15 protein-coding genes are annotated in these 21,676 nt (G+C 39.0%); 2 read left to right on the top strand and 13 right to left on the bottom strand.

The window, feature by feature from the left end:
• Positions 1-604: 604 nt before the first annotated feature.
• From MTBBW1_RS19675 to MTBBW1_RS30430, 8 genes are all read right to left on the bottom strand, one after another.
• Positions 605-787 carry a hypothetical protein gene (locus MTBBW1_RS19675; RefSeq protein WP_080806310.1) on the bottom strand — a complete coding sequence of 61 codons (183 nt, stop codon included), beginning with the start codon at positions 785-787 and terminating at the stop codon, positions 605-607.
• A 147-nt stretch (positions 788-934) separates the two neighbouring features.
• Positions 935-1,105, bottom strand: a complete 171-nt coding sequence (locus tag MTBBW1_RS28545; RefSeq protein WP_186441530.1) for a hypothetical protein — start codon at positions 1,103-1,105, stop codon at positions 935-937.
• 122 nt (positions 1,106-1,227) lie between these two features.
• Positions 1,228-2,637, bottom strand: coding sequence for a sigma-54-dependent transcriptional regulator (locus tag MTBBW1_RS19670; RefSeq protein WP_080806308.1), 1,410 nt, complete (start codon positions 2,635-2,637; stop codon positions 1,228-1,230).
• A gap of 498 nt (positions 2,638-3,135) precedes the next feature.
• Positions 3,136-6,378, bottom strand: a complete 3,243-nt coding sequence (locus MTBBW1_RS19665) for a 6-bladed beta-propeller (protein ID WP_080806305.1) — start codon at positions 6,376-6,378, stop codon at positions 3,136-3,138.
• A 30-nt stretch (positions 6,379-6,408) separates the two neighbouring features.
• Positions 6,409-6,813 carry a PD-(D/E)XK nuclease domain-containing protein gene (locus MTBBW1_RS19660; protein WP_080806303.1) on the bottom strand — a complete coding sequence of 135 codons (405 nt, stop codon included), beginning with the start codon at positions 6,811-6,813 and terminating at the stop codon, positions 6,409-6,411.
• Between the two features lie 96 nt (positions 6,814-6,909).
• Complete coding sequence (locus tag MTBBW1_RS28540; RefSeq protein WP_186441529.1) at positions 6,910-7,050, bottom strand: hypothetical protein; 141 nt, start codon at positions 7,048-7,050, stop codon at positions 6,910-6,912.
• A 15-nt stretch (positions 7,051-7,065) separates the two neighbouring features.
• On the bottom strand, positions 7,066-7,572 hold the full coding sequence (locus MTBBW1_RS19655) for a P-loop NTPase family protein (RefSeq protein WP_245809479.1): 507 nt from the start codon (positions 7,570-7,572) through the stop codon (positions 7,066-7,068).
• Entirely contained in the window at positions 7,541-7,693 is a 153-nt protein-coding gene (locus tag MTBBW1_RS30430) for an AAA family ATPase (RefSeq protein ID WP_425430022.1), read from the bottom strand. Before MTBBW1_RS30430 ends, MTBBW1_RS19655 begins: the two co-directional genes overlap by 32 nt.
• Positions 7,694-8,271: 578 nt before the next feature.
• On the opposite strand from MTBBW1_RS30430, the gene MTBBW1_RS19640 reads away from it, so the two are divergent.
• Both MTBBW1_RS19640 and MTBBW1_RS19635 read left to right on the top strand, forming a co-directional pair.
• Positions 8,272-8,538 (top strand): type II toxin-antitoxin system TacA family antitoxin, encoded by a 267-nt coding sequence (locus MTBBW1_RS19640; protein ID WP_080806294.1) that lies wholly within the window; start codon positions 8,272-8,274, stop codon positions 8,536-8,538.
• On the top strand, positions 8,539-8,988 hold the full coding sequence (locus tag MTBBW1_RS19635; protein WP_245809478.1) for a GNAT family N-acetyltransferase: 450 nt from the start codon (positions 8,539-8,541) through the stop codon (positions 8,986-8,988).
• Positions 8,989-9,083: 95 nt separating this feature from the next.
• Here MTBBW1_RS19635 and MTBBW1_RS19630 read toward each other — a convergent pair whose 3' ends face one another.
• The 5 genes from MTBBW1_RS19630 to MTBBW1_RS19610 all read right to left on the bottom strand — a co-directional run bounded on the left by MTBBW1_RS19630 (position 9,084) and on the right by MTBBW1_RS19610 (position 21,518).
• Positions 9,084-11,321 (bottom strand): C13 family peptidase, encoded by a 2,238-nt coding sequence (locus tag MTBBW1_RS19630; protein WP_080806290.1) that lies wholly within the window; start codon positions 11,319-11,321, stop codon positions 9,084-9,086.
• A complete protein-coding gene (locus MTBBW1_RS19625; RefSeq protein ID WP_222424112.1) occupies positions 11,318-14,053 on the bottom strand; it encodes a PKD domain-containing protein in 2,736 nt (911 codons plus the stop codon). The genes MTBBW1_RS19630 and MTBBW1_RS19625 overlap by 4 nt, the downstream gene beginning before the upstream one ends.
• An 83-nt stretch (positions 14,054-14,136) precedes the next feature.
• Entirely contained in the window at positions 14,137-15,120 is a 984-nt protein-coding gene (locus MTBBW1_RS19620) for a peptidase associated/transthyretin-like domain-containing protein (RefSeq protein ID WP_080806286.1), read from the bottom strand.
• Between the two features lie 225 nt (positions 15,121-15,345).
• Positions 15,346-16,737 (bottom strand): OmpP1/FadL family transporter, encoded by a 1,392-nt coding sequence (locus MTBBW1_RS19615; RefSeq protein WP_186441525.1) that lies wholly within the window; start codon positions 16,735-16,737, stop codon positions 15,346-15,348.
• 23 nt (positions 16,738-16,760) lie between these two features.
• Positions 16,761-21,518, bottom strand: coding sequence for a 6-bladed beta-propeller (locus MTBBW1_RS19610; RefSeq protein WP_186441523.1), 4,758 nt, complete (start codon positions 21,516-21,518; stop codon positions 16,761-16,763).
• Positions 21,519-21,676: the final 158 nt, after the last annotated feature.

Genomic DNA, 21,676 nt, shown 5'->3' with positions numbered 1-21,676 from the left:
CATAAGAGATAGGCTGCTTTTGAGGTGTTGGCGTAAAAATGCAATAATTTTAGGATGTTACTATAGGGGTGAGTTTTGTTGGGTTTATACGTATAAACTCAGCATATATCACCGAATGGGATTTATGCAATCCAACTGCATATACCCTATATAATAATGTTATCTTTTTGTCAATAGACAACATCAACATACTCTGTAAAATCAGCATTGTATCAGTTTAAGTGAGCAAAGCTGTATCAGTTTTGCTGAGCGCTATAGCATAAGTTCAGTAGATCACAAAAATTCATATGGCATAGGAAAAACCCTGATTCTAATTTATTTTTTGGCCATTGACAGTCAGGTCGTATAACCCGACATCGAAGTTGAAATCATGAGATTATGTAACCAATTTTGATGATAAACAAATCCGTTCAACTTGTGAACTGGAAGTTTGTGAACGAAAATCATCAGCATTCCCGGCACGATAGATGTTCCATATATATTTGGACAGAGACAAAAAAACATCTTTCAGATGTTTACCAGTCTTACGAATTTTAATATATGCGTGCAGGATGCATTCAATGCTTACAATCATTGGAAACAAGTTCAACCAGGCAGACTGAGTTTAATTCCAACCATCTGTATTGACTGTTTCCGGTGAATAGTCTGGTGACAACGATTGTGCCTCATCCTTGAAGTGCTTATAGGCTTCCGTAAGGTTTGCTGTGTCGGCACCAAGCGCAACAGATGCACCTAAAACACAGTCATTGCCTACTGTTCTTGCTACCGCAACTTTCTCACCGTTCAACCTTGTAATCTTCTCATCCGCTAACAGATGAGAAGGTAGTTTCTCAGGTAATCTTACCAATGCTTGTATAAAATTGTATCGTCCAAAATTGCCAAAAAAATAATTGCAGCAACCTATTCCCCGGTGGAGGTCTTTATTATTTCCGGTTCAATATACAGCATCCTGGCCAGCCTCCAAACGTGCCAGCTTTTCCGTAATCTCACGATCTGATATCCGTGGTGCAATATCTACAGCAAGCAGTGTAGCCGGCAACATAACATAAACAATTAGGCAGACACATATCCACATTGTCAATTTAATCATTACGCCGAATTTCATCTCCCTCCTCCTCCGTCTATCATTGCAATTTTAATATTAGTATAACCATCGGGACATAAAGTAATAATTAAAGCAATAGTATATTTTATGATAGGTTGCAAGGCGTTTCAAAAAGTATAATGTTACTGTTCAAGATCAAATTTCTTTATCTTCCGCCAAAGTGAAGCACGGTCTATTCCAAGGATTTCAGCGGTTTTTGTTTTTGCATTGTTGGTAATTTTAAGAAGGTGGGCAATGTAATCCCTCTCAAGCTCTTCAAGGGTCATCATATAATCTTCGGGTAGCTGAAAGCTGTGAAGCTCAAGTTCTGCAATATCCTGTGGAAGGTCACAGGCACGGATTTCACTTGAACTTGTTATGGCAGCAGCACGTTCCAGAATGTTTTCAAGCTCTCTGACATTGCCTGGGAATGCATAACCGGCAAGAAGAGACATTGCCCTTGAAGATATGCCTGTTACCCTTTTAAGCCCTTTTCTGTGAAAACTATCAATAATATGACATGCCAGAAGAGGTATATCCTCGGCTCTCTGGTTTAAAGGTGGAATTTTTATATTAACCACATTGATCCTGTAATACATATCCTTACGAAATGCACCGGCCTCAACTTCTGCCTTAAGATCCTTTGCAGTTGCAGATATTACTCGTATATCCACGGGAATAGCCTTGGTGCCACCAACCCTCAGAATCTCGTTTTCCTGGAGTACCCGCAAACACTTTACCTGCATTGAGTGGGGCATTTCACCAATTTCATCAAGGAAAATGGTACCTTTATCAGCAGCCTCCAGAAGCCCTGCCCTGCTTTTCACAGCACCTGTAAAAGCCCCTTTTTCATGACCAAAAAGTTCACTGTCAAGCAGGGTTTCATTGAAGGCTCCGCAATTTACCGCAACAAATGGCTGGCTGGAGCGATTGCTCAAGGCGTGAATTGACCTTGCAACAAGCTCTTTTCCTGTCCCTGAATCACCGGTAATTAGGACATTGCAGTCTGTGGGAGCTATCTGATGGATCAATGTCTGTATCTGGCGAATTTTTATATTTTTGCCTATTATGACCGGCGGTCGAGCAGTTTCCTGCATTGTTTGATGAATACAAGCATCGTTATTGTTTTCCGTGGAGCTGCTCTTTTTCCCTGTCTCGTTGCCTGCATTTAAAGCATTTTTCCAAAGTCTGTGGCGATCAAGAGCCTGTTCCACCCTTGCCATGAACTGCTCGGGGGTAAAAGGTTTTGCAAGATAGTGAAAAGCCCCTTCACGGGTGGCCTCAATTGCACTGTCAATGCTTGCATAGCCTGTCATGAGTATAACTTCAGTTTCCGGAAACCGGCTCTTTACAGTTACCATAAGTTCCATTCCATTCATCTCGGGCATTTTTACGTCTGTAACAAGAAGATCATAATGGGTTGATTCCATCTGTTCTAATGCCCCTGACGGAGATTTATATGAAGATACCTGGTAGCCGTTTTTTTCCAAAAGTCGTCTTAAACGCTTAAGAGTAACTGTTTCGTCATCCACAAGCATGATTTTGTGTTTCATGCAAAAGAACTCCATTTTATTTGAAATGCCATGATTGTTCACAGCTATAGTTTTAGCACCAGACTCCTCAATTTTGCTTAAAAAAAAACAAAAAATTTAGAAATGTTGGCATCCGTTTATATGAAAGTCTCTGTAACATCCTGTTTTTAAAACGACTTTCATCTCTTCGATTGTGGCGGTCATCAGCCATGTACGTTATATCAATTCAAAGTAGTGCATTGTCAAAGCTAAAAATTAGGGTTCGTTTAATTGTAGAGACAAGGCATGCCTTGTCTCTACGTTGCAGATAACCCTAAAATTAAGTCTTGACAGTACAGTAGTTTACATTTTTTTGAAATTTTGAACCATGATTAAAGGATTTGAGGATTAACATTATGAAAAATCAGGATAATCCCTTAATCATGAAAATCATAGTTCAAAAAAAGTGTAAACAGATAAATGAAAGATGCCGAGATGTTTATGGGTTTAATTGCCCGCGTTAGATTAAAAAAACACTACTTACATTATGATCACAGAGATATTTGACAATTCACTGCTGCCCGCACCATTATAGGCTCTCACTGCCACATAAAAACCAAGACCTTTTATCAAGTCGAAAGAGATAGTAGAAACATTTCCCATATCAATGGAACCAATAGTTTCTGCTCCTGGATATGGAGCATAAAAAAGCTCATAACCTGTTGCACTATTTGATATACTCCATGAAATAGTGACACTTGTATTATCCATCATTGTTGAGAGCACTGGTGCCGCAGGCGGAGTATCAGTTGCCGCTCCTTGCCTTTGAACAACTGATGTATTTTGAGGAAACGAAATAATTCCGCAGGTATCCATTGCAAAAACTGCAATTTCATATGTGCCTGTTACTGAAAAGTCGCCATAAGTTCCTTTATAAACTTCACCATCCTTTTGCAGGTCAATTGACGGAAGGGATAAAACAGGTTCATCTGGATCAACTGTTTTAAAGTCAGGCGGAGTAATTACTGCCCAGACCCTCACTATTCCATCGGCGTCAATTATATTTTCTGCCACAATGGATGCGCTTTTTTCGCCATTCAGAATCTGCATGGAAGAGACAGAGCCAATATTGGGCATATCTCCGGCTGAAATTATCCCTCTACCGAGATTGATATTTTTGGCAAGTTCACCTTCGTTATCCTCATTTCCCGTACCATTACCATTATCATCAATGACAGGATTTTGACTCTGGTATGTATATTCAATGGAATTTTTTGTGCCTAAAAATGCATCAAAAAGATTCATGCCATTCATAACAAAGCCCCAGAAAATATATGAAAAAGATAGAGACCCATGTGATGTAAAATATGCCTGCTGCCCCTCAGAAGAAGATGCAATTACAACCCTCTTTTTACCCTGGGGTGGCGTTAGTTTATCAAGAAAGCTTCCGGATTGACATGCATCATATACAACAATAACCTGTTCTGTTTTATTAGTCTGGATTGAGTCAAGCCACGAATCAAGATCTTCTGCACTCAAAATCTCTGTCTGGCTCATCCTGAAAGATGAATCCCCACCATGATCGGTTATATATACAAGAAGTTCGTCAGCATCAGATGCCCAGTCCGTGATTGCAAGGGAAAGATTCTCTTTTGTTGCATCAATGTCAACATCGTCATAAAGGCCGTTTCCATCAAGATCGAGTGTGGTATCAGAGGAAAGATAATGGATCTCATCCCTTGTATAACCCTGAAATGTCAGAACACGATATGCATAGTTTGTACAGAGCTGTGTGGCCTCCCATAAAACATTGCCCTCATATCCGCCTCCACCAGCAACAATAATTGCCTTTTTTATGGTGTTAGAAGTTTCATCAGAAGGCTTTGAAAAAATCTGGATTCTGTTATTGTCGTTTTCAGCAACATAGAGGTTATCATTGGAGTCAAAAGCAATGTTATCGGGACTACTCAACTGGTTCAAGTTAAAGCCCAGCTCTCCAAATGACTCCACACAAGTGCCATCTGAAGTAAATATCTGGATGCGATTATTTCCAGTATCTGCAACAGCAATGTTGCCTTTGGAATCAATTGCTATTCCCTGGGGAGAATTAAACTCTCCATCTCCATCACCCCCATTGACGTTTCCATACTTTCCAAAAGAGAAAAGAAATTCTCCATCTGAAGAAAATTTTACGACTCTATTGTTAAAAGTATCAAGAAGATAGATATTATCATTGCGGTCAATCTCTATATCAACAGGATAATTAAGCTTTTGGCCTGAATAAATAGAATCACCGAACAAGGAGATAAATTCACCTTTTTTTGAAAATTTTTGAATCCTGTTATTGCCGGAATCTGCAACCAGAATTTCATCTTTTGAATTTATTGCAATACCAAAGGGTTGATCCATCTGACCCCGACCTGAACCCAAACTACCAAAAGCTCTGATAAAAGTACCATTTGAAGAGAACACTTCAATGCGATGATTGTAGGTATCAGCAACATAGATGTTGCCGGAGGAGTCAACAGCAATTCCATGTGGAGCACTGAACTTTCCATTCTGACTACCTGTTTCTTCAATGGTGAACCTGTACTCCATCTGCGGAGAAAAGACCTGCACTCTGTCATTACCGCAATCCACCACGTAAACATTATCTGATTTGTCAATTGTTATACCAAAAGGAAAATGCAAATGATCATTATCTGTGCCTCCACTGCTCCATGACATTATAAAATCACCGTCCTGGCTGAACATCTGGAGTCTGTTGTTGTATGTATCAGCTACTATTAGCTCTCCGTTTTTTCCTGATGTCACGGCACCATAATTGTAGTAATAGTAATTGCCATCATCAGTCATACCTGCGGGAAAACTAAAGGAGAATCTTCCATCCTGATTTCCGATGTTTCCTCCCCACCTTTCAAGAAGATTCCCATCATTTGAAAATTTTAAGATTCCGCTCCAGTATGAAAATTCTTTTCCGTACATATAGGGCATATAGAGATAATCATTTTGATCAATATGGATATCTTCAAAGTGATAATAACGATCATCATAAAAAGAGCTTACAATCCACCAGTTGATCAGTATGCCACCTGATGTAAAAACCCTAATTGTTGTATTATCATTGTCAGCAATATAAAGATTATCATTGCTGTCAATTGCAATTCCATTAGGTCCTTCAAAGTGGTGTGGTTTGCCCCCTGTATTGCTGAAAACTTCAATAAATTCATTCTGACGTGAAAATTTCTGAACCCTGTTATTTCCCTTGTCTGCCACAAAATAATGTCCATCGCTGTCAAATGCGATTTGGCAGGGCAAATTAAAATCTCCTGGGTTGGAGCCTTTCTTTCCCACCGACTCAACAAAAATTCCATCAAGGGAAAATATTTGGATTCTATTATTAAATGTGTCTGAAACATATACAAAGCCATCAGGGCTTATGGCAATTGATGAAGGGCCTGAAAATTCGCCGTTATTGGTTCCTCTCTTTCCCCATCCCTTGATAAATTGACCTTCAGGAGAATATTTGTAAACATTGTCGGAAGAGTAGTTCAAAACATAGACATTTCCATCGTTATCCACCGCAACAGATGATGGAAGCCCCAAAAACCATTGCTGGGTGACAACCGGGAAAACGCCTGTGGATTGATATTGTTTGGCATAGGAAAGAGTAGTGCTTTGTATAGCAATTAATAAAAACGCCACTGTTATTACAAACAATAAAGATAATGATTTTAGTGGATTGCCGAGATTTGTTTTTGTGTAAAACATGGTTTCATTCATGGCAGTTTTTCCTATCGAAATATTATTTACTTAAGTATCGTTTAACAATGCTTCATGTTGCCAGTCATCAATATTTCCCGTGTTGCTGTTAAAATTGATACCCACAATAAATATCTTCTTTTTACCCTGCATATAGGGGAGATGATATTTTTTATCGACAATATGCTTCAATGCCACCTCAGCACTTTGATTGCATTTGAATTCAATGATAAACACTTTGTCATTGAACTCCATCACAAGATCTATTCTGCCGTCACAGGTGAGAACTTCACTTCTTGTTATCACACCTGATGCCGATACCATTAGATAAAAAGGCGTGTGAAAATAGGCTTCATCCCGTTTTATCTCCAGTGTATAGGGAATGAATGCGTAAATGGATCGTATTGTTTCAATAAATTTTTCCAGCTCCTCCTGCTTCAGATAACGGGAAAGCAAGGCAAAATGTGAACTTTTTTCATTTGTCCCTGCCCATTCATAAAACAGGGATTCTATAAAAGCACTTTTAACTTCCTGATTGGGATAGTCAAAAGTTTAAAGATTATCCTCGATTTCCTTTATGGTAACATATCCGGTCTGGAACAGAATGGCTTGAATTTGAAGGCTGTCAATTTCATAAACACTGAACAATGCTTCGGTTGCCTTCATATTTTCAATGACAGGAAAATGCGGCATCTTTCATTTGCCAGTTTACATTTTCCTGAACACAATGCCGATTTTTCTGGCAGCCTGTTCCGGAAAGTGTAAAGTACTTTCTGCATGATATGAAGGATGCCGAAAATGCCACTCTTCTTCCTTAAGCAGATTTATGAGAAAGGTTGGTGTGTCGGTCTCAAACCAGTATTTTTTAAATCTTTTTTCATCAAGTGATAAAATAACGGAATAGGGATTATAGACACGGATATCTTTTTCAGAAAAACGAATACCATCGTAATATAGACGCAATTTGTCAAGGATGCTATCTGAATCTTCGCCTGTTTCAATGGCAAATGCTTGAATATGATTATTAAAGAATTTTTCAAGCTCATTTCTGGTGTAGCCCATCATATCAGCATATTCACGGTGCATTGTAAGGTCAGTAAGATTGTTCAGCTCCGAGAATATTGATACCTGACTGAATTTGGAAACCCCGGTTATAAATACCAGGCGGAGCAATGGCATCACATCAATACCTTTTAAAACTCCAAAATTTTGCAATCCAAAGACCCTCAAACAGCTCTTTCTGACCCTGAAACAGGCATTTTAACGTGGAAACCGTAAGGGATTTGCCAAATCTTCTTGGTCTTGAGATAAAGTAAAACTCACCACTTTGAATCATCTGGAAAATATGGCTGGTTTTATAGACTTCCAGAAAAATATTTTTCCATCTCAACTTTGAAGGGCAGCTACATAGGGTTGCCCCTACGTTATGCTTGCCAATTTAATTATCTGGAAAACTATATCTACATAAACGGATTTGTTTTCTCTTATTTTTTCAAAGGAAAATTGTCCCTTAGGCAGATTTGGCAATTTTTTTTTCATAAGTATTTTGCTTTCAGTTTTATACTGGCTATACTTTTATATTTATTGCTTTTATTATTTTCCAAATTAAAAGAATCAATATGAAACCTCATTTAATGACATCATGTCAATTTTCCAGGAAAGCTCACCTACCAATGGGTTGCCGTTAAACTGAAATATAAAGCTGAATTGTGTTCCCATAAATGTTAAGGTTGATAATATTGCAATACATTGTGCATAAGGCGCACACACATCTGAAAAATTAAGCTTTGACAACGTACTACATACCCTTCCTTTGTAGGAAATTTGAATACAAAAGTCTAATAGTTGCACCTTCTTTATTGGGGTGTTAATATACAGCATACGCAATGAATCTTGCACATATGGAGGCAACTTATGGCAACTGCACACTTAAATCTTATGCTTGATGAAAAAATAAAGGCAAAAGCTGAAAAGGCATCTGCAATTTTAGGATTAAAAAGTTTAACCGAGTATATAGTCATACTAATGGATAAAGATGCAACAAGAGTTATTGATCAACATGAAAATATCATTATTGACAACGATATTTTTGACCAATTCATAACTGCTTGTAACAAGGTAAAAAAACCAGGCAAAGCCCTGTTTGAGGCTGTTGCTTTCTCTGAAGAAAATGGTTTTTAAATGAACTGGGCAAAAGATTTCAGTGAGTTAAACAAAGCAATCCATGATAGAATTTCATTTGATTGTGGAGAGCCGGAACTCAACACATTTATTAAAACTAAAGCGGCAAGCCACATGAAAGCTGGCATTAGCCGTACTATGGTATTGCCTGCAACTGACCTGCTTTCAAATCAAAAATACCCTATTTGTTCTTTTTATAGTGTGGCACCAGGTTCAATATCTCGTTGCACTTTACCTGAAAATATTGCAAAAAAACTGCCACATTACCCCATTCCTGTTTTTTTGTTGGCCCAACTCGCGGTTCATAAAAAACTCCATGGAAAAGGATTAGGCAAAATAACCTTGATTGAGTCGTTAAAGTATTTATGGAACGTCAACAGATATATGCATGCCTACTCTGTTGTAGTTGACTGCATAACAGATTCTGCACAGCTTTTATTCAAAATATGATTTTGAAGTATTGTGTGAACACAATAAACGTATTCGTATGTTTTTGCCTATGAAGACTATTGACCATCTGTTTTGTAAATAACAATATTCAACAATCAATCTGAAACCTCATTCACAGACATCATGTCAATTTCCCAGGAAAGCTCACCTGCCAATTGGTTGCCGTTAAACTGAAATATAAAGCTGAATTGTGTTCCCATAAATGACGCACAGGGTATGTTCAGGTTGAGATCCTGGGAAAGTGACGTACACAAAAGATCATCTGTTTTAATTCCAACCGATGCCAGATCCAGCTTCCAGGTAAAGCCCTCAACATAATCCAGGTACAAACTGTAGTCGTTACCGGCAAACTGTGCGCAGGGGATATCCAGCCCAAGGTCACTTGAAAACGCAAGGCATGAAGATGATATTGACGATGGAGAATATGTATATGTCAACCGGGCGGGAAAGGATGTGCTTCCATTAATATCTCTCACAAACAAGGCAATATTGTAGGTACCCTGTTTTAACTCTTCTGAGTAAATCTCCTGTGAGTAAATGCCCTCATATATGGAAGCACTACCTTCATTCTGAAACTCAATGACGGGCAAATCCAGCACAGGATCTCCTGAAGCTCCGCTATCCCAATCAGGTGGTGTGATAACTGCCCAGACTCTATCAATCGGAGTGCCGCTCACAAGTTTGTTCACTGTTATTAACAGGGAACTTTCTCCATTTTGAGTTACATTAATATCATCAGTGTTAATGCCAGGAATATCAGCAGCAGTTGCAACACCGTTTCCGATATAAATGTTGCGGGCAAGTTTACCGTCATCATCTTCATTGCCGATTCCGTTTCCATTGTCATCAATTAATGGAGTCTGGGAGCTGTGGGTAAATTGCGTGGAATTCTTTGCATTTATAAACGCATCCATCACATTCCCGCCATTAAAGATACCGTCAAAGAAAAATGACGAAAAGGAGAGCTGGCCAATTGATGTAAAAAATGCTACTTCATCTTCTCCTGTACTTGCAATGCTGATAATTCCATCTGATTTTATTTGAGGCAGAAAAGAACCTGAATAACATGAGTCATAAACCAAAACCACCTGACCGGAAACAGAGCTTTTAAGAGAGGAAAGCCAGCCCCCAAAGGCAGATGCTTCAACAAATTCATCCTCATTGATACGAAACAAACCGTCATTGCCATGACCTGTCATGAAAATGAGCACATCCTTTGCATCTCCTGCCCATTGGATTATGGCGTTTTCAAGGCGCTCTGAAGTGGCCTGATTATCAATCTCATTGAATTTCCCGTCTCCGTCAATATCCATGTTGTTGCTCTCATCAGCCGAGAGAAACAAGATGGTTTCGTGGGTATATCCTTGAGCCATCAGAATACGATATGTTTTTGCGCAGGAGGCAAGGGTTTGATCCCACAGCATGTTTCCCGGATATGGGCCGCTTCCGGCAACTAAAATGCCTTTTATAGGCTGAGTCACTTCAACAGGGATCAAAACGCTTTTACCTTCACTGTCTTGTACCGTAATGACAGCATTGCCCAAGGATTTTCCCGTGACAATAACCATATTATCTGTCAATGTATAGGAAGCTATATTTTTATCACTTGAAAACACCTTATAAAAACCTGTACCTCCTTCAATAGTTGTAAATGCATTGTTTTCCAAAGGAACTGTCAATTCAGAAGGCTGGGCTACAAGCTGATTATCAACAATTTCGCATACAATAGCCTTGATTGCTTGAGCTCTTATCTGACCCTCAAATACAGCTTCAAACCATTGAGATGACCAAGAATCAGAATAACGTCTTCCTACACTAAAACTATTATAAATATTATCGGGATCATATGTTGCACCAAGTGACGGATTGTTGCCAGGAGCACTTTCTGTCCAGCGCATACTGATATAAAAGTTGCTATCTGAAATTTCTATAGGAGTGGGTAACTCAACATCAACCCACTCATCACCAGTTGTTGCAGATGCGGTTATTAATTCCTTCGTAAGTTCATTTCCAGGATAACCAGCAGGTCCTGTGTCATCATAAACATGGACTGTAAAAGGCATATTAAAAATCCCATAAGTGTCAATATAGAACTGAGCTCTTTTTATTATAATCGAATGTGCTTCAGGGAAAAATTTTACAGCGATTTCCGAGACATTTGTCTCATCAGAATACTCTGAACCAAAATGATTTCCTCTATCAATTCTATTCTCATCACCTCTGAACAGTGTTGTTTCTCTGCAATCGTTCAAGTCAACTTCAGCATGTGTCTGAACCACAGTTATAGCCATATACATAATTACAAAAAATGACGATAATTTTTTTAATTTCATTTTACCTTCTCCATAATTGAATTTATATCAATCTCCCAGGAAAGCTCACCTGCCAATGGGTTCCCGTTAAACTGAAATATAAAGCTGAATTGTGTTCCCATAAATGACGCACAGGGTATGTTCAGGTTGAGATCCTGGGAAAGTGATGTACACAAAAGGTCATCTGTTTTCATTCCAACCGATGCCAGATCCAGCTTCCAGGTAAAGCCCTCAACATAAATAAGGTGCAAACTGTAGTCGTTACCGGCAAACTGTACGCAAGGAATATCCAGGCCAAGGTCTCTTGAAAACTCAAGGCATGAAGATGATGTTGACGATGGAGAATATGTATATGTCAACTGTGCGGGAAAGGACGTGCTACCATTAATATCTCTCACAAACAAGGCAATATTATAGGTACCCTGTTTTAAATTTTCTGAGTAAATCTCCTGTGAGTAAATGCCCTCATATATGGAGGCATTACCTTCATTCTGAAATTCAATGACAGGCAAATCCAGCACCGGGTCACCTGAAGCTCCACTATTCCAATCAGGTGGTGTGATAACCGCCCAGATTCTATCGATCGAAGTACCGCTCACAATATTGTTAACTGTCATTATCAGGGAATTTTCTCCGTTTTGAGTCACATTTATATCATCAGAGTTAATGCCAGGAATATCAGCAGCAGTTGCAACACCGTTTCCGATATAAACGTTGCGGGCAAGTTTACCGTCATCATCTTCATTGCCGATTCCGTTTCCATTGTCATCAATTAATGGAGTCTGGGAGCTGTGGGTAAACTGCGTGGAATTCTTTGCATTTATAAACGCATCCATCACATTCCCGCCATTAAAGATACCGTCAAAGAAAAATGACGAAAAGGAGAGCTGGCCAATTGATGTAAAAAATGCTACTTCATTCTCTCCTGTACTTGCAATGCTGATAATTCCATCTGATTTTATTTGAGGCAGAAAAGAACCTGAATAACAGGAGTCATAAACCAGAACCACCTGGCCGGAAACAGAGCTTTTAAGAGAGGAAAGCCAGCCCCCAAAGGCAGATGCTTCAACAAATTCATCCTCATTGATACGAAACAAACCGTCATTGCCATGACCTGTCATGGAAATGAGCACATCCTTTGCATCTCCTGCCCATTGGATTATGGCGTTTTCAAGGCGCTCAGAAGTGGCCTGGTTATCAATCTCATTGAATTTCCCGTCTCCGTCAATATCCATGTTGTTGCTCTCATCAGCCGAGAGAAACAAGATGGTTTCGTGGGTATATCCTTGAGCCATCAGAATACGATATGTTTTTGCGCAGGAGGCAAGGGTTTGATCCCACAGCATATTTCCAGGATATGGGCCGCTTCCGGCAACAATAATTGCTTTTACTTTTTCAGTGACAGTAACCGGAACGGACAGGATTTCCCCGGAACTGTCCTTAATCAGGATTTCAGTGTTTCCAAGTTGTTTTCCTGTTACAGTGACAATAACTTCTGACTCTTCATTTTTGGATTGGGAACAGGTTGCAATGTCATAATCTTCAGGAGAAGAGTCATAAAAACCGGAACCGCCGGAAATCCTGAAAGATGCAGTGTTATCAATCGGGACTGTAAGTGTCTTGGGAAATGCAGTGAGGGTTTGAGATGTTCCAGTCACTTTTACTGTCATACTGGCATCTGTTGAAGCACCCTGGTCATCTGTTGCTGTCAGCGTAACAGTATAAGTGCCTTGAGTGGCAAAGGTGTGGTTGACAGACTGGGATGGTGATTCAGTCTCTACATCAGAACCGTCCCCGAAATCCCATTTGCATTGTGTTACATATCCATCTCTATCCGATACTTCAGGAATAAAGGTGATAAAAAGAGGGGCGGAGCCGGTGGTGGGATTGTTTACGCTTATGTTTGCATGAGGGAAAAGGTTAATATTATTATCTTCACAAGGTTTTGTTATTTTGATTTCCGCTATTTCTGCATGATAACCAAGTATTGTTCCCTGCTCTTCGTTAAAAGCAGTTGCTCTAAGGGTTAAATACATATTGTCTTTAGTTGCATTGTCAAAACTGTGCAACAGTGTATCACCCATATAAACCTTAACATTGTCTTTAATACGCACTACTTTAATACTGTCAGTATCACCAGATACATCAGACTTATCCCAACAGCAATTTGTCCCATTATCATAATAACAACCAATATCTTGTGGCACACCATTCTTGAAATAACCTAAACCAAATACATTAAAGTCACCATAATGTTCATTTCCTTCTCCAATTCTCAAATGAATTCGTTCTCCTTCCTCCCATATTGTGCTTGTTCCTAACCATAGATAGAAACTGGCATACCATCCCTCGCCTGATATGATTCTATCTATTGTAAAGTCTTTTATATTGACGATCATTTCAAAATCACCAAAAACAGGAGAATTGATTGAGTGAATACTTATAGAAGCCGAGTTGTTATCATCAAGTGTAGGAAGGTTTCCATTGTCTTCAATAATCAAATAACCATTTGAGGTTTTCAAATTTTCAAAATACTGTGTGGTATCAAGATTATTTTGGTTCCACAAACTGCTATAATCCCATTTTGAAAAATCCATAATATCAAAACTATCATGAAAAAGAATTTCACCGCATTCTATATCAGACTGAGCTACTGAAATTGGCCATATAAAACTGACTATTAGTATGCTGAGAAAAAATAGGCCTTTTTTAAATTCATAATCGTATTTTGTGTTTGTTGCCTTTTGTTTCATGAGGATGCCTATAATGGTGATTATTTTGTATTTTTTTATAGTTGAAAAAAAATTGTAATTTTTGCAATAAAGGAACGTCCAGATCATGGAACCGTAATAAGCCCCTCATAACCATCTCCGCCATAACCAGATTCAGAGCGAACCTTCCACATGAACGTCAATCCGCTAAATGCTGAATCCGGCAAACCAAGGGTGATGTTGACAAAATCCTGTGCAGACCATGCATTAAGGTTTTCGCCGCAGGCAACGGATTCAAGAATCAGATTACCGTTCACGTCGCAGATATCCACACAGTAATATAAATCATCACCCCTTAAAGCCCATTGTGCCACTTCATAGTCTGAAATGTATTCATAGGAAGGGGTAAGTTCGATGTTAATCTGGATTCGTTGATCTTGCCCCATATCAACTACGGTTTTAAACTTTTCATATCCAATTTTATACGCAATAAAAGATATTTCACCTGCTGGACATTTAAGGTAGTAAAAGCCTTTTTCCTGGCTTCGAACCTCATCAAAAGGAGTTGAGAGTAATACTCCTTCAAGACGATCCTTTGAATAATCGTCAGTTACAATACCATCTATCCTGCCATCCACAGTACTCATGACCGGTTTATATATCCAAAGTTTGTAATATGCATTTCTACCATAAATAGATTCATTTTTATTGGCAATTTTAACATAATATGTTCCATCCGATACTGGCCTCCATGAAACAAGATGTGTGCCGTCACTCAAGGAATGCCTGGACTCAGGAATCATCAATGTTTCACCATCTGTATCATACAGGCCAATAACAGTTTCGCAATCCGGCCCGGGATCAAAGGTTTTGATCTCAATAGATTCATCAGATTTAAGAGCTGAAAATGAAATCCAATCTTCATCACCACTTTTATGAAAGGTATGCATTTGGTAAGAGATAGCGTTATGATTAAAATATACGGCATCGGCAGGGCTATCATCTATTTCAAAGACATCTGGAAAAGCCATTTCAACATTTGGATTGGCGTGCAAAAAACATGGTGCAAGTAGCATTATACCTATAAAAAAGAATCTTATCAGTCTCATTTAATTACTCCTTATTTGAATTCGGCATCATCATTTCCATTTTTTAATGGGATTATAGACATTATTCATTTACATTTTTTTGAACCATGATTTTCATGATTAAGGGATTACCCTGATTTTTAAATCATGTTAATCCTTAAATCCTTTAATCAGTTCAATATCTCCCCAAAAGTGTAAACTACTTTTGAGTTGATATGAAAGATGCCTATATTTTGTATGCATTTATCAAAAATGATAAATCAAAGATGTATAAATCTTATGCTCCTTAACATCCTGTGTTGTATTTTCATTAGGAAACGCCACACCTCTAACATCATCACCGAAACGATATTGCCATGCTATATCAAAAACTATTTTCTTATAAAGGAAACCTGTGCCAAGAGAGACTCCCCAAAATTCATCTGAATGCCCATTTGCGGGTTCAGGGTCATAAAAAAGGCCACATCTAAAAGGAATAATTGTTTTCTCAAACATCTTTAGATACTCCATCCCAAGCCTGATCTGTGTCGTTGCCTCAATATCGGAGTCATCTTCAGACAGCGAAGTAATGGGGTTTACCTTTTTTCCGGACGGTGTATTGAGAAGATAATCTTCCCAGTGGGTGGTATATGCATCAATAGCAAACGTCAACACATCATTTGCCCTGATGGCCATTGCAAGGCCGTATGACATTGGCATATCAAGAGTTTCATCCCACTTATAGGCATCTAAATCTTGTTCCTCATCATATCGTTCATAGATATGTTCAATATCAGCTTTAAAAGGAGATTTAAAAACCCCTCCTATTGTTAAAAAACTGTTTGGATTCCATAAAAAACCGACATGAAAATTTATACCTGAAAAACTATAGCTGTCATTATATCTATTATATGTAAGATAATTCAAATCTCCCGTAGCATTAGTTTTAATTATATTTATTGTCTGCCACTGATTATCCACCAAAAAATTTTCCCAAAAATTAAGAGTCATTCCCATACTTAAAGTGGGAATAATTTGTACAGCAAAAGCTGGGGATATTGTGTATAATGAACCATCCTGATCATATTGCCTAATGTTAGTTTCAATATATTGATAAGAACCTGAGTCATCGGGATTATTACCACTATAAATTTCTTGGTAATTCAAATACACTTTTTTATCAAACTCATACATGTGCTGATAATTCAAAGAGACAACCATGTTTCTATTAAATATTTTAAAAGGCAACGCAGCACTTAAATAGTTGAGAGCAGTTGCTGAAATGCTCTGGTCTGAGGGGGCATCAGGATGGGATTCATAGTAATATTGATCATTTCGTGATGTATAAGCACCGACAATAGAAACTTCCGGAAGCTCAAGCTGAATAAGACCTGCAGGATTCCATGAAGCTGCTGTTGCATCGTCTGCAATACTGATAAATGCTCCACCCATGCCCATTGCCCTTGCACCTGAACCTACAGGGTTAGGGCTGGATCCAAATTCAATCATTTCATACTGTCGAGGCACATCATGATCTGGGTCATCCTCACTACCTGTAATGCCACAGTATCCCACACCACCAATAAAAAAGACACAGACACAAACCAAAATTATCCCGAAAAATCTTCTAACCCCATTGTTGTTAATAACATAAGCCATGACTCCTCCTCCCATGATTAACATCACTTTGCAAATACAATCACACAGTTGTGAAACACCACATCAAGATCAAAGATATCTGTAACATCCTCCTTTAAACTGTACGCATAGGCATAAGCAAGGAACTCTCCGGAAGCAATCCCTATGGAATTCAGGGTCAGGGTAGCAAAATTTGTGTAATTACGGAAGTGATCAAAGGGAAAGGCGTGATCTGAAAAAATCCCATTGCTTAATGGTACTGAAGCAATACCGGAAGGAGAAAAAAGATAAAATGAGATATTGCCTTCAAGATTACCTGTTGCCAACACAAGCCACTCATGCACCACATTTTTCCTGATTTCCGGTTCAAGATATGTCATCAGATTCAGAGTCACAAGCTCATCTGCATCAACATATGCTGTCACCAAAGAATCGCCTCCCTGAACAACCTGAAAAGAGGTGGATTCCGGTACCACTGTCTGACTGATTATGCTTCTGCCGATGAATGAGACAGTTCCTGATGAATCAAGAAGATAATAGTCTGTATAGTATGTCCCTGCAACATCAAAACCGCTGTACATCCATTGATATTTGCCATTTCCGGCAGGCAGAAGATAGACAATCGGAAGAGAAAGTGTTTCAGATATCTCCTGATTCTGCTGCATCATGGCGGAATCAACTGGCGGAGTTATAACTGCCCATACTTTTATGACATCTGCGGTTGTATTTATTTCATCAACAGCAAGCATTGCAGATATATCACCATCAAGGATAATTGATTTCTCAATATTACCTGTTGCAAAGTGATCAGCTCCTGTAATTATTCCAAGGCCAATATGTTGATTTTTTGCATTAAGCCCTTCATAATCTTCGTTGCCTATACCATTGCCATTATCGTCAATCAGAGGAGTCTGGATTTCATTGGAAAGGCCAAGGATAACAAGAGATTGGCTAAGGTAGGAGACAGCATTCATTGATGATAAAAAAGCATCCCAAAGATTGGAGCCTTTAAGTACAGAATTCCAGAAATAGCTGCTGAAGGATGAAAGCCCCTGACTTTCAAAAGAGGCTTTACCTGTTTCGGTTGTGCTTGAAACAATAATCCTTTGCAAGTTACCGGATATTTCTGAGGAATCTGCAACTCCTTTTAAAAATTGACCTGAAAAGTCAGCATCAATAACCACATTTACATTACCTCCAGTTAAACTCTGATATTGATCCAGAAGACTTTTTAAGGCTGACGGAGATATGTTTTCCCCATCCACCTGAGATTCATCGTTCCCATCGTCATCGTCATAATTTTCTTCGTTTTCACCGACACCTTCATCTTGAGTTCCGGATTGAAGAGAGCTGTTAAGGTTTACTCCTGAAGCAGTGCCATCTCCCACAATAAATATAATAAGATCATGGGTGTCAGATGCCCAGGATGTAATTGCAGATGTAAGATCACTGTATGAAGGGGCGTGCATAGAATAGATTCTATCTTGGGAAAAGCCCTGTACCATAAGTGCATTTTCAGCCTGATCTCCAAGGGATTTATAGATGGAAGTACGGGATGGATTATCCGAATCTGTTGTGACAACCAAAGCCTTTGGAAGTGATTCAGTATCGGTTACAAAAGCTGCTGTAACAGGAACTGCACTGTTCCCCTTTACATCCCTTGCATATATGGTAACCCGATATATTCCTGATTTTGTAAACCCATTGTAAAGTGCCTGCCAGCTTCCTGATGTATATCCTGTTCCAGAGCCCTGGTTGCTTCCTGATGTATATACTGTTGCCCTATCCTGGCTGCCTCCTGAAGTACTATCAATATCAGTCAAAACAGGCAAAAGTTCAATTTCCGGCAGATCCGTGACAGGTATATCAGGATCCGAAGGTATATAATCCGGCGGAATGATGGTTGCCCAAACCCGTTCAATGCCATCATTATCAAAAACTCCGCTGGCTTTAATAATTGCCTGACCTGACTTATCAACAAGGGTTACGGTATCAGCATCCCCTATTACAGGAATATCACCTGAAGATGAATTTGCAGTGCCCTGGCCGTTTTTTCCACTGAAAACAGAGTCAAGTGCAAGGCAAAAGGTATAATCCTCATCCTCATTTGAGATACTATTGCCATTGGCATCAAGTTCCGGAGTCTGGGAGAGATCAAGCAGGGTTATTCCGCCTGATGCCTGCCTGAATGAGGTGGCAAGATTATTTCCATTGAAAATTGATGACCAGAAATACTCTGAAAAGGATATTGTTCCGGCACTGACAAAATAGGCATACTCATCCTGGCCTGCACTTGTTATAACCGTTCTGCTTCCGGTGGAATCGGGTGTCATTTTCGAGATAAAACTTCCTGACTGGCAGGCATCGTAAACAAGTGTTGATTTGCCGGAAGAGCCAGATTCATAGGTGTCAAGCCACTGATCAAGGGATTCTGCCACAAGATTTGTTGTGCCATCTAAGGAAAATGTCAGGTCACCTCCGTGATCAACAAAGTAGATAAGAAACTCATCAGCATCAAGGGCACTCTCAGTTATAATGCTTTCAATGATATCATTTCCTGGTTTGGCGTAAATATCATCAAAAATTCCATTCCCGTCCAGATCAAGCCCGTCATCATCGCAAAGATAGTATATGTCTTTTTTTGCAAATCCTTTATGGCGAAGGGTTCTGTATGCAAAGTTGGCACAGCTTCTTGTGGTGTCCCAAAGGGTGTTTCCGGTGTATGGACCGCCACCTGCTACAATCAGTGCCTTTTTTTTGATTACAGGAGAGCCATCTGATGCAGAAGGAGAGGCATCAGGTGCTGTATCTGGAGCTGTTGAATCATCATAGGTAAAAGTATCAAACACCTGTACTGTGTTTGTAAAAGAGTCCACAACAAAGAGTTTGCCATCTTTGCCTGTGGCAACATCATAGGGGAGCATAAATTGTCCCGGGCCTGCACCGAACTCTCCCACAGTTCCCAGAAATTCACCGCTGGAGCTGAATTTCTGTATCCTGTAATTACGGGAATCAGCAACATAGATATTTCCATTGTCGTCAACATCAATGCCAAACGGGTAGTTTAGTTGACCGTCATCGGAGCCATAAGCGCCAATGGTGGCAAGAAGTTCCCCGTCAGGTGAAAATTTTTGAATTCTGTGGGCATGATCATATGTATTACTATTATCAAATTCATCACTGGAATCAGAAACATAGACATTGCCTGAAGAGTCAACTGCAATATCTTCTATATCGTAAAAACAGATATCATCCATGCCATTATCATGACATGCGGTGCCCCATTGAGAGACAAACAGACCATCTGAAGTAAATTTCTGTATCCTTGCATTTCCAAAATCCGCAACGTACAGGTTATCCATTGAATCCGCTGCTATACCAACAGGAGCTTTTAACTCTCCATTCCCTTCTCCGAAGTGTTCATATATATTGCCCCATGTGGCAATAAAGTTACCTTGAGAATCAAATTTTTGTATTCTGTTGTTCCAGCTATCTGCCACATAAATATTACCTGTTTGATCAACATCTACGTTGGACGGGGAATTGAATTTTCCGTTTTCTTCTCCCTTTTCGCCGATAATCATCAGAACATTGCCATTTGCATCTAATTTTTGAACCCTGTGATTTTTTCTGTCTGCTATAAAAACATTACCGGCGATATCAACGGCAATCCCTGAAGGTTTATTAAACATTCCAGGTTCAGTTCCATTGCTTGACCATGAATTGACAAACAGCTTTTCCCTGCTGAATTTTTCTATTCTGTTGTTGTCCCTGTCAGCAACGTAAAGCTTTCCATCTTTTCCAAAACAAAGTCCATAAGGAGCATTAAACTGTCCCTTTCCTGAGCCTTTACTGCCAATTGTGCCAAGATAAAGACCTTCGGAGGAATAAGAGAGGATCCTGTGGTCGGTAGCATCTGAGATATATAAATTATCATTTTCATCAATTGCCATTCCGGCAAGATTAGCAATGGATGACGAATCATCAGAATAGACTTCAGAGTCAATGTCAGACTCAATTTCAAATGATAATATATATTCATCTGATGAAGATAGTTTCACAACAATATTTTTCTCTTTTCCAAACGAATTTCTGTGAAGCACAAAAAGATTACCGGAAGAATCAAAAACCATGCGGGATGGGAAATAGAGTTGACAATCAGAAGTGCAATTTCCGGAAAGGGTGTCAATATATCCCAGAAATGAACCATCAACCGTAAATTTCTGAATCCTGTTGTTATTTGTGTCTGAAATATAAATTATATTATCATGGGAAACAGCAATATTGCTGTGACTGGATGAAAAAAAGAATTTTCCCTGGTCAGTACTTTCTCCTCTGTCCCGTGAAAAAATAAAATTTCCGTACTGATCAAATTTAATAAGCCTGTTTTTCTCAAAAGCGCAATCCAGAACATAGACATTTCCATTACTGTCAACTGCAATGGCCGAAGGAGTATCAAATTCACCATCACCATGACCATATTTTCCCCATGTGGTAATCATCTGGCCATCAGGGTTGAACTTTACAATCCTGTTATTGCCGGTATCTGCAACAAGAAGATTGCCGTTGCCTGTTGCAACTACAGACATTGGCTGCTGGAAATACCAGGGTTGCTGAAGTGAGGGAAACATGGATTGATATTGATATAATTCCGATGCAAAGAGGGGGGATGGCTGGAACAGGCAAAAGGATGAAAAGAGCAGAAAATGGAGGATAGAAAAGTGCATAAAGATAAAAATAGCTTTTTTGTAAAAGCCGTGATCATTTTTTTCAGGGATATTTGAAAATAGTCTGCTTTTCATAATCATCCTCCCTTGCTGTTTTGTGGTTATTACTCAAAATTGACATTCTATTTATAGTATTCCAGATAAGTAAATTGAGAATGAAAAAGTATAACCATCTGTTATCTATACTAATTTATTTGAGCAAAAAAAATACTTTTCTGAAAAGTTATACTTTT

Source organism: Desulfamplus magnetovallimortis (assembly GCF_900170035.1).
Classification (GTDB): domain Bacteria; phylum Desulfobacterota; class Desulfobacteria; order Desulfobacterales; family Desulfobacteraceae; genus Desulfamplus; species Desulfamplus magnetovallimortis.
This window is presented reverse-complemented; position numbering and strand designations above follow the sequence as displayed.

Coding starts and splice junctions, on each gene's coding strand:
- MTBBW1_RS19630 (WP_080806290.1), bottom strand. CDS start 11,321: ATGAAATTAAAAAAATTATCGTCATTTTTTGTAATTATGTATATGGCT.
- MTBBW1_RS28545 (WP_186441530.1), bottom strand. CDS start 1,105: ATGAAATTCGGCGTAATGATTAAATTGACAATGTGGATATGTGTCTGC.
- MTBBW1_RS19620 (WP_080806286.1), bottom strand. CDS start 15,120: ATGAGACTGATAAGATTCTTTTTTATAGGTATAATGCTACTTGCACCA.
- MTBBW1_RS19625 (WP_222424112.1), bottom strand. CDS start 14,053: ATGAAACAAAAGGCAACAAACACAAAATACGATTATGAATTTAAAAAA.
- MTBBW1_RS28540 (WP_186441529.1), bottom strand. CDS start 7,050: ATGCCGCATTTTCCTGTCATTGAAAATATGAAGGCAACCGAAGCATTG.
- MTBBW1_RS19640 (WP_080806294.1), top strand. CDS start 8,272: ATGGCAACTGCACACTTAAATCTTATGCTTGATGAAAAAATAAAGGCA.
- MTBBW1_RS19610 (WP_186441523.1), bottom strand. CDS start 21,518: ATGAAAAGCAGACTATTTTCAAATATCCCTGAAAAAAATGATCACGGC.
- MTBBW1_RS19670 (WP_080806308.1), bottom strand. CDS start 2,637: ATGAAACACAAAATCATGCTTGTGGATGACGAAACAGTTACTCTTAAG.
- MTBBW1_RS19635 (WP_245809478.1), top strand. CDS start 8,539: ATGAACTGGGCAAAAGATTTCAGTGAGTTAAACAAAGCAATCCATGAT.
- MTBBW1_RS30430 (WP_425430022.1), bottom strand. CDS start 7,693: ATGATTCAAAGTGGTGAGTTTTACTTTATCTCAAGACCAAGAAGATTT.
- MTBBW1_RS19615 (WP_186441525.1), bottom strand. CDS start 16,737: ATGGCTTATGTTATTAACAACAATGGGGTTAGAAGATTTTTCGGGATA.
- MTBBW1_RS19665 (WP_080806305.1), bottom strand. CDS start 6,378: ATGAATGAAACCATGTTTTACACAAAAACAAATCTCGGCAATCCACTA.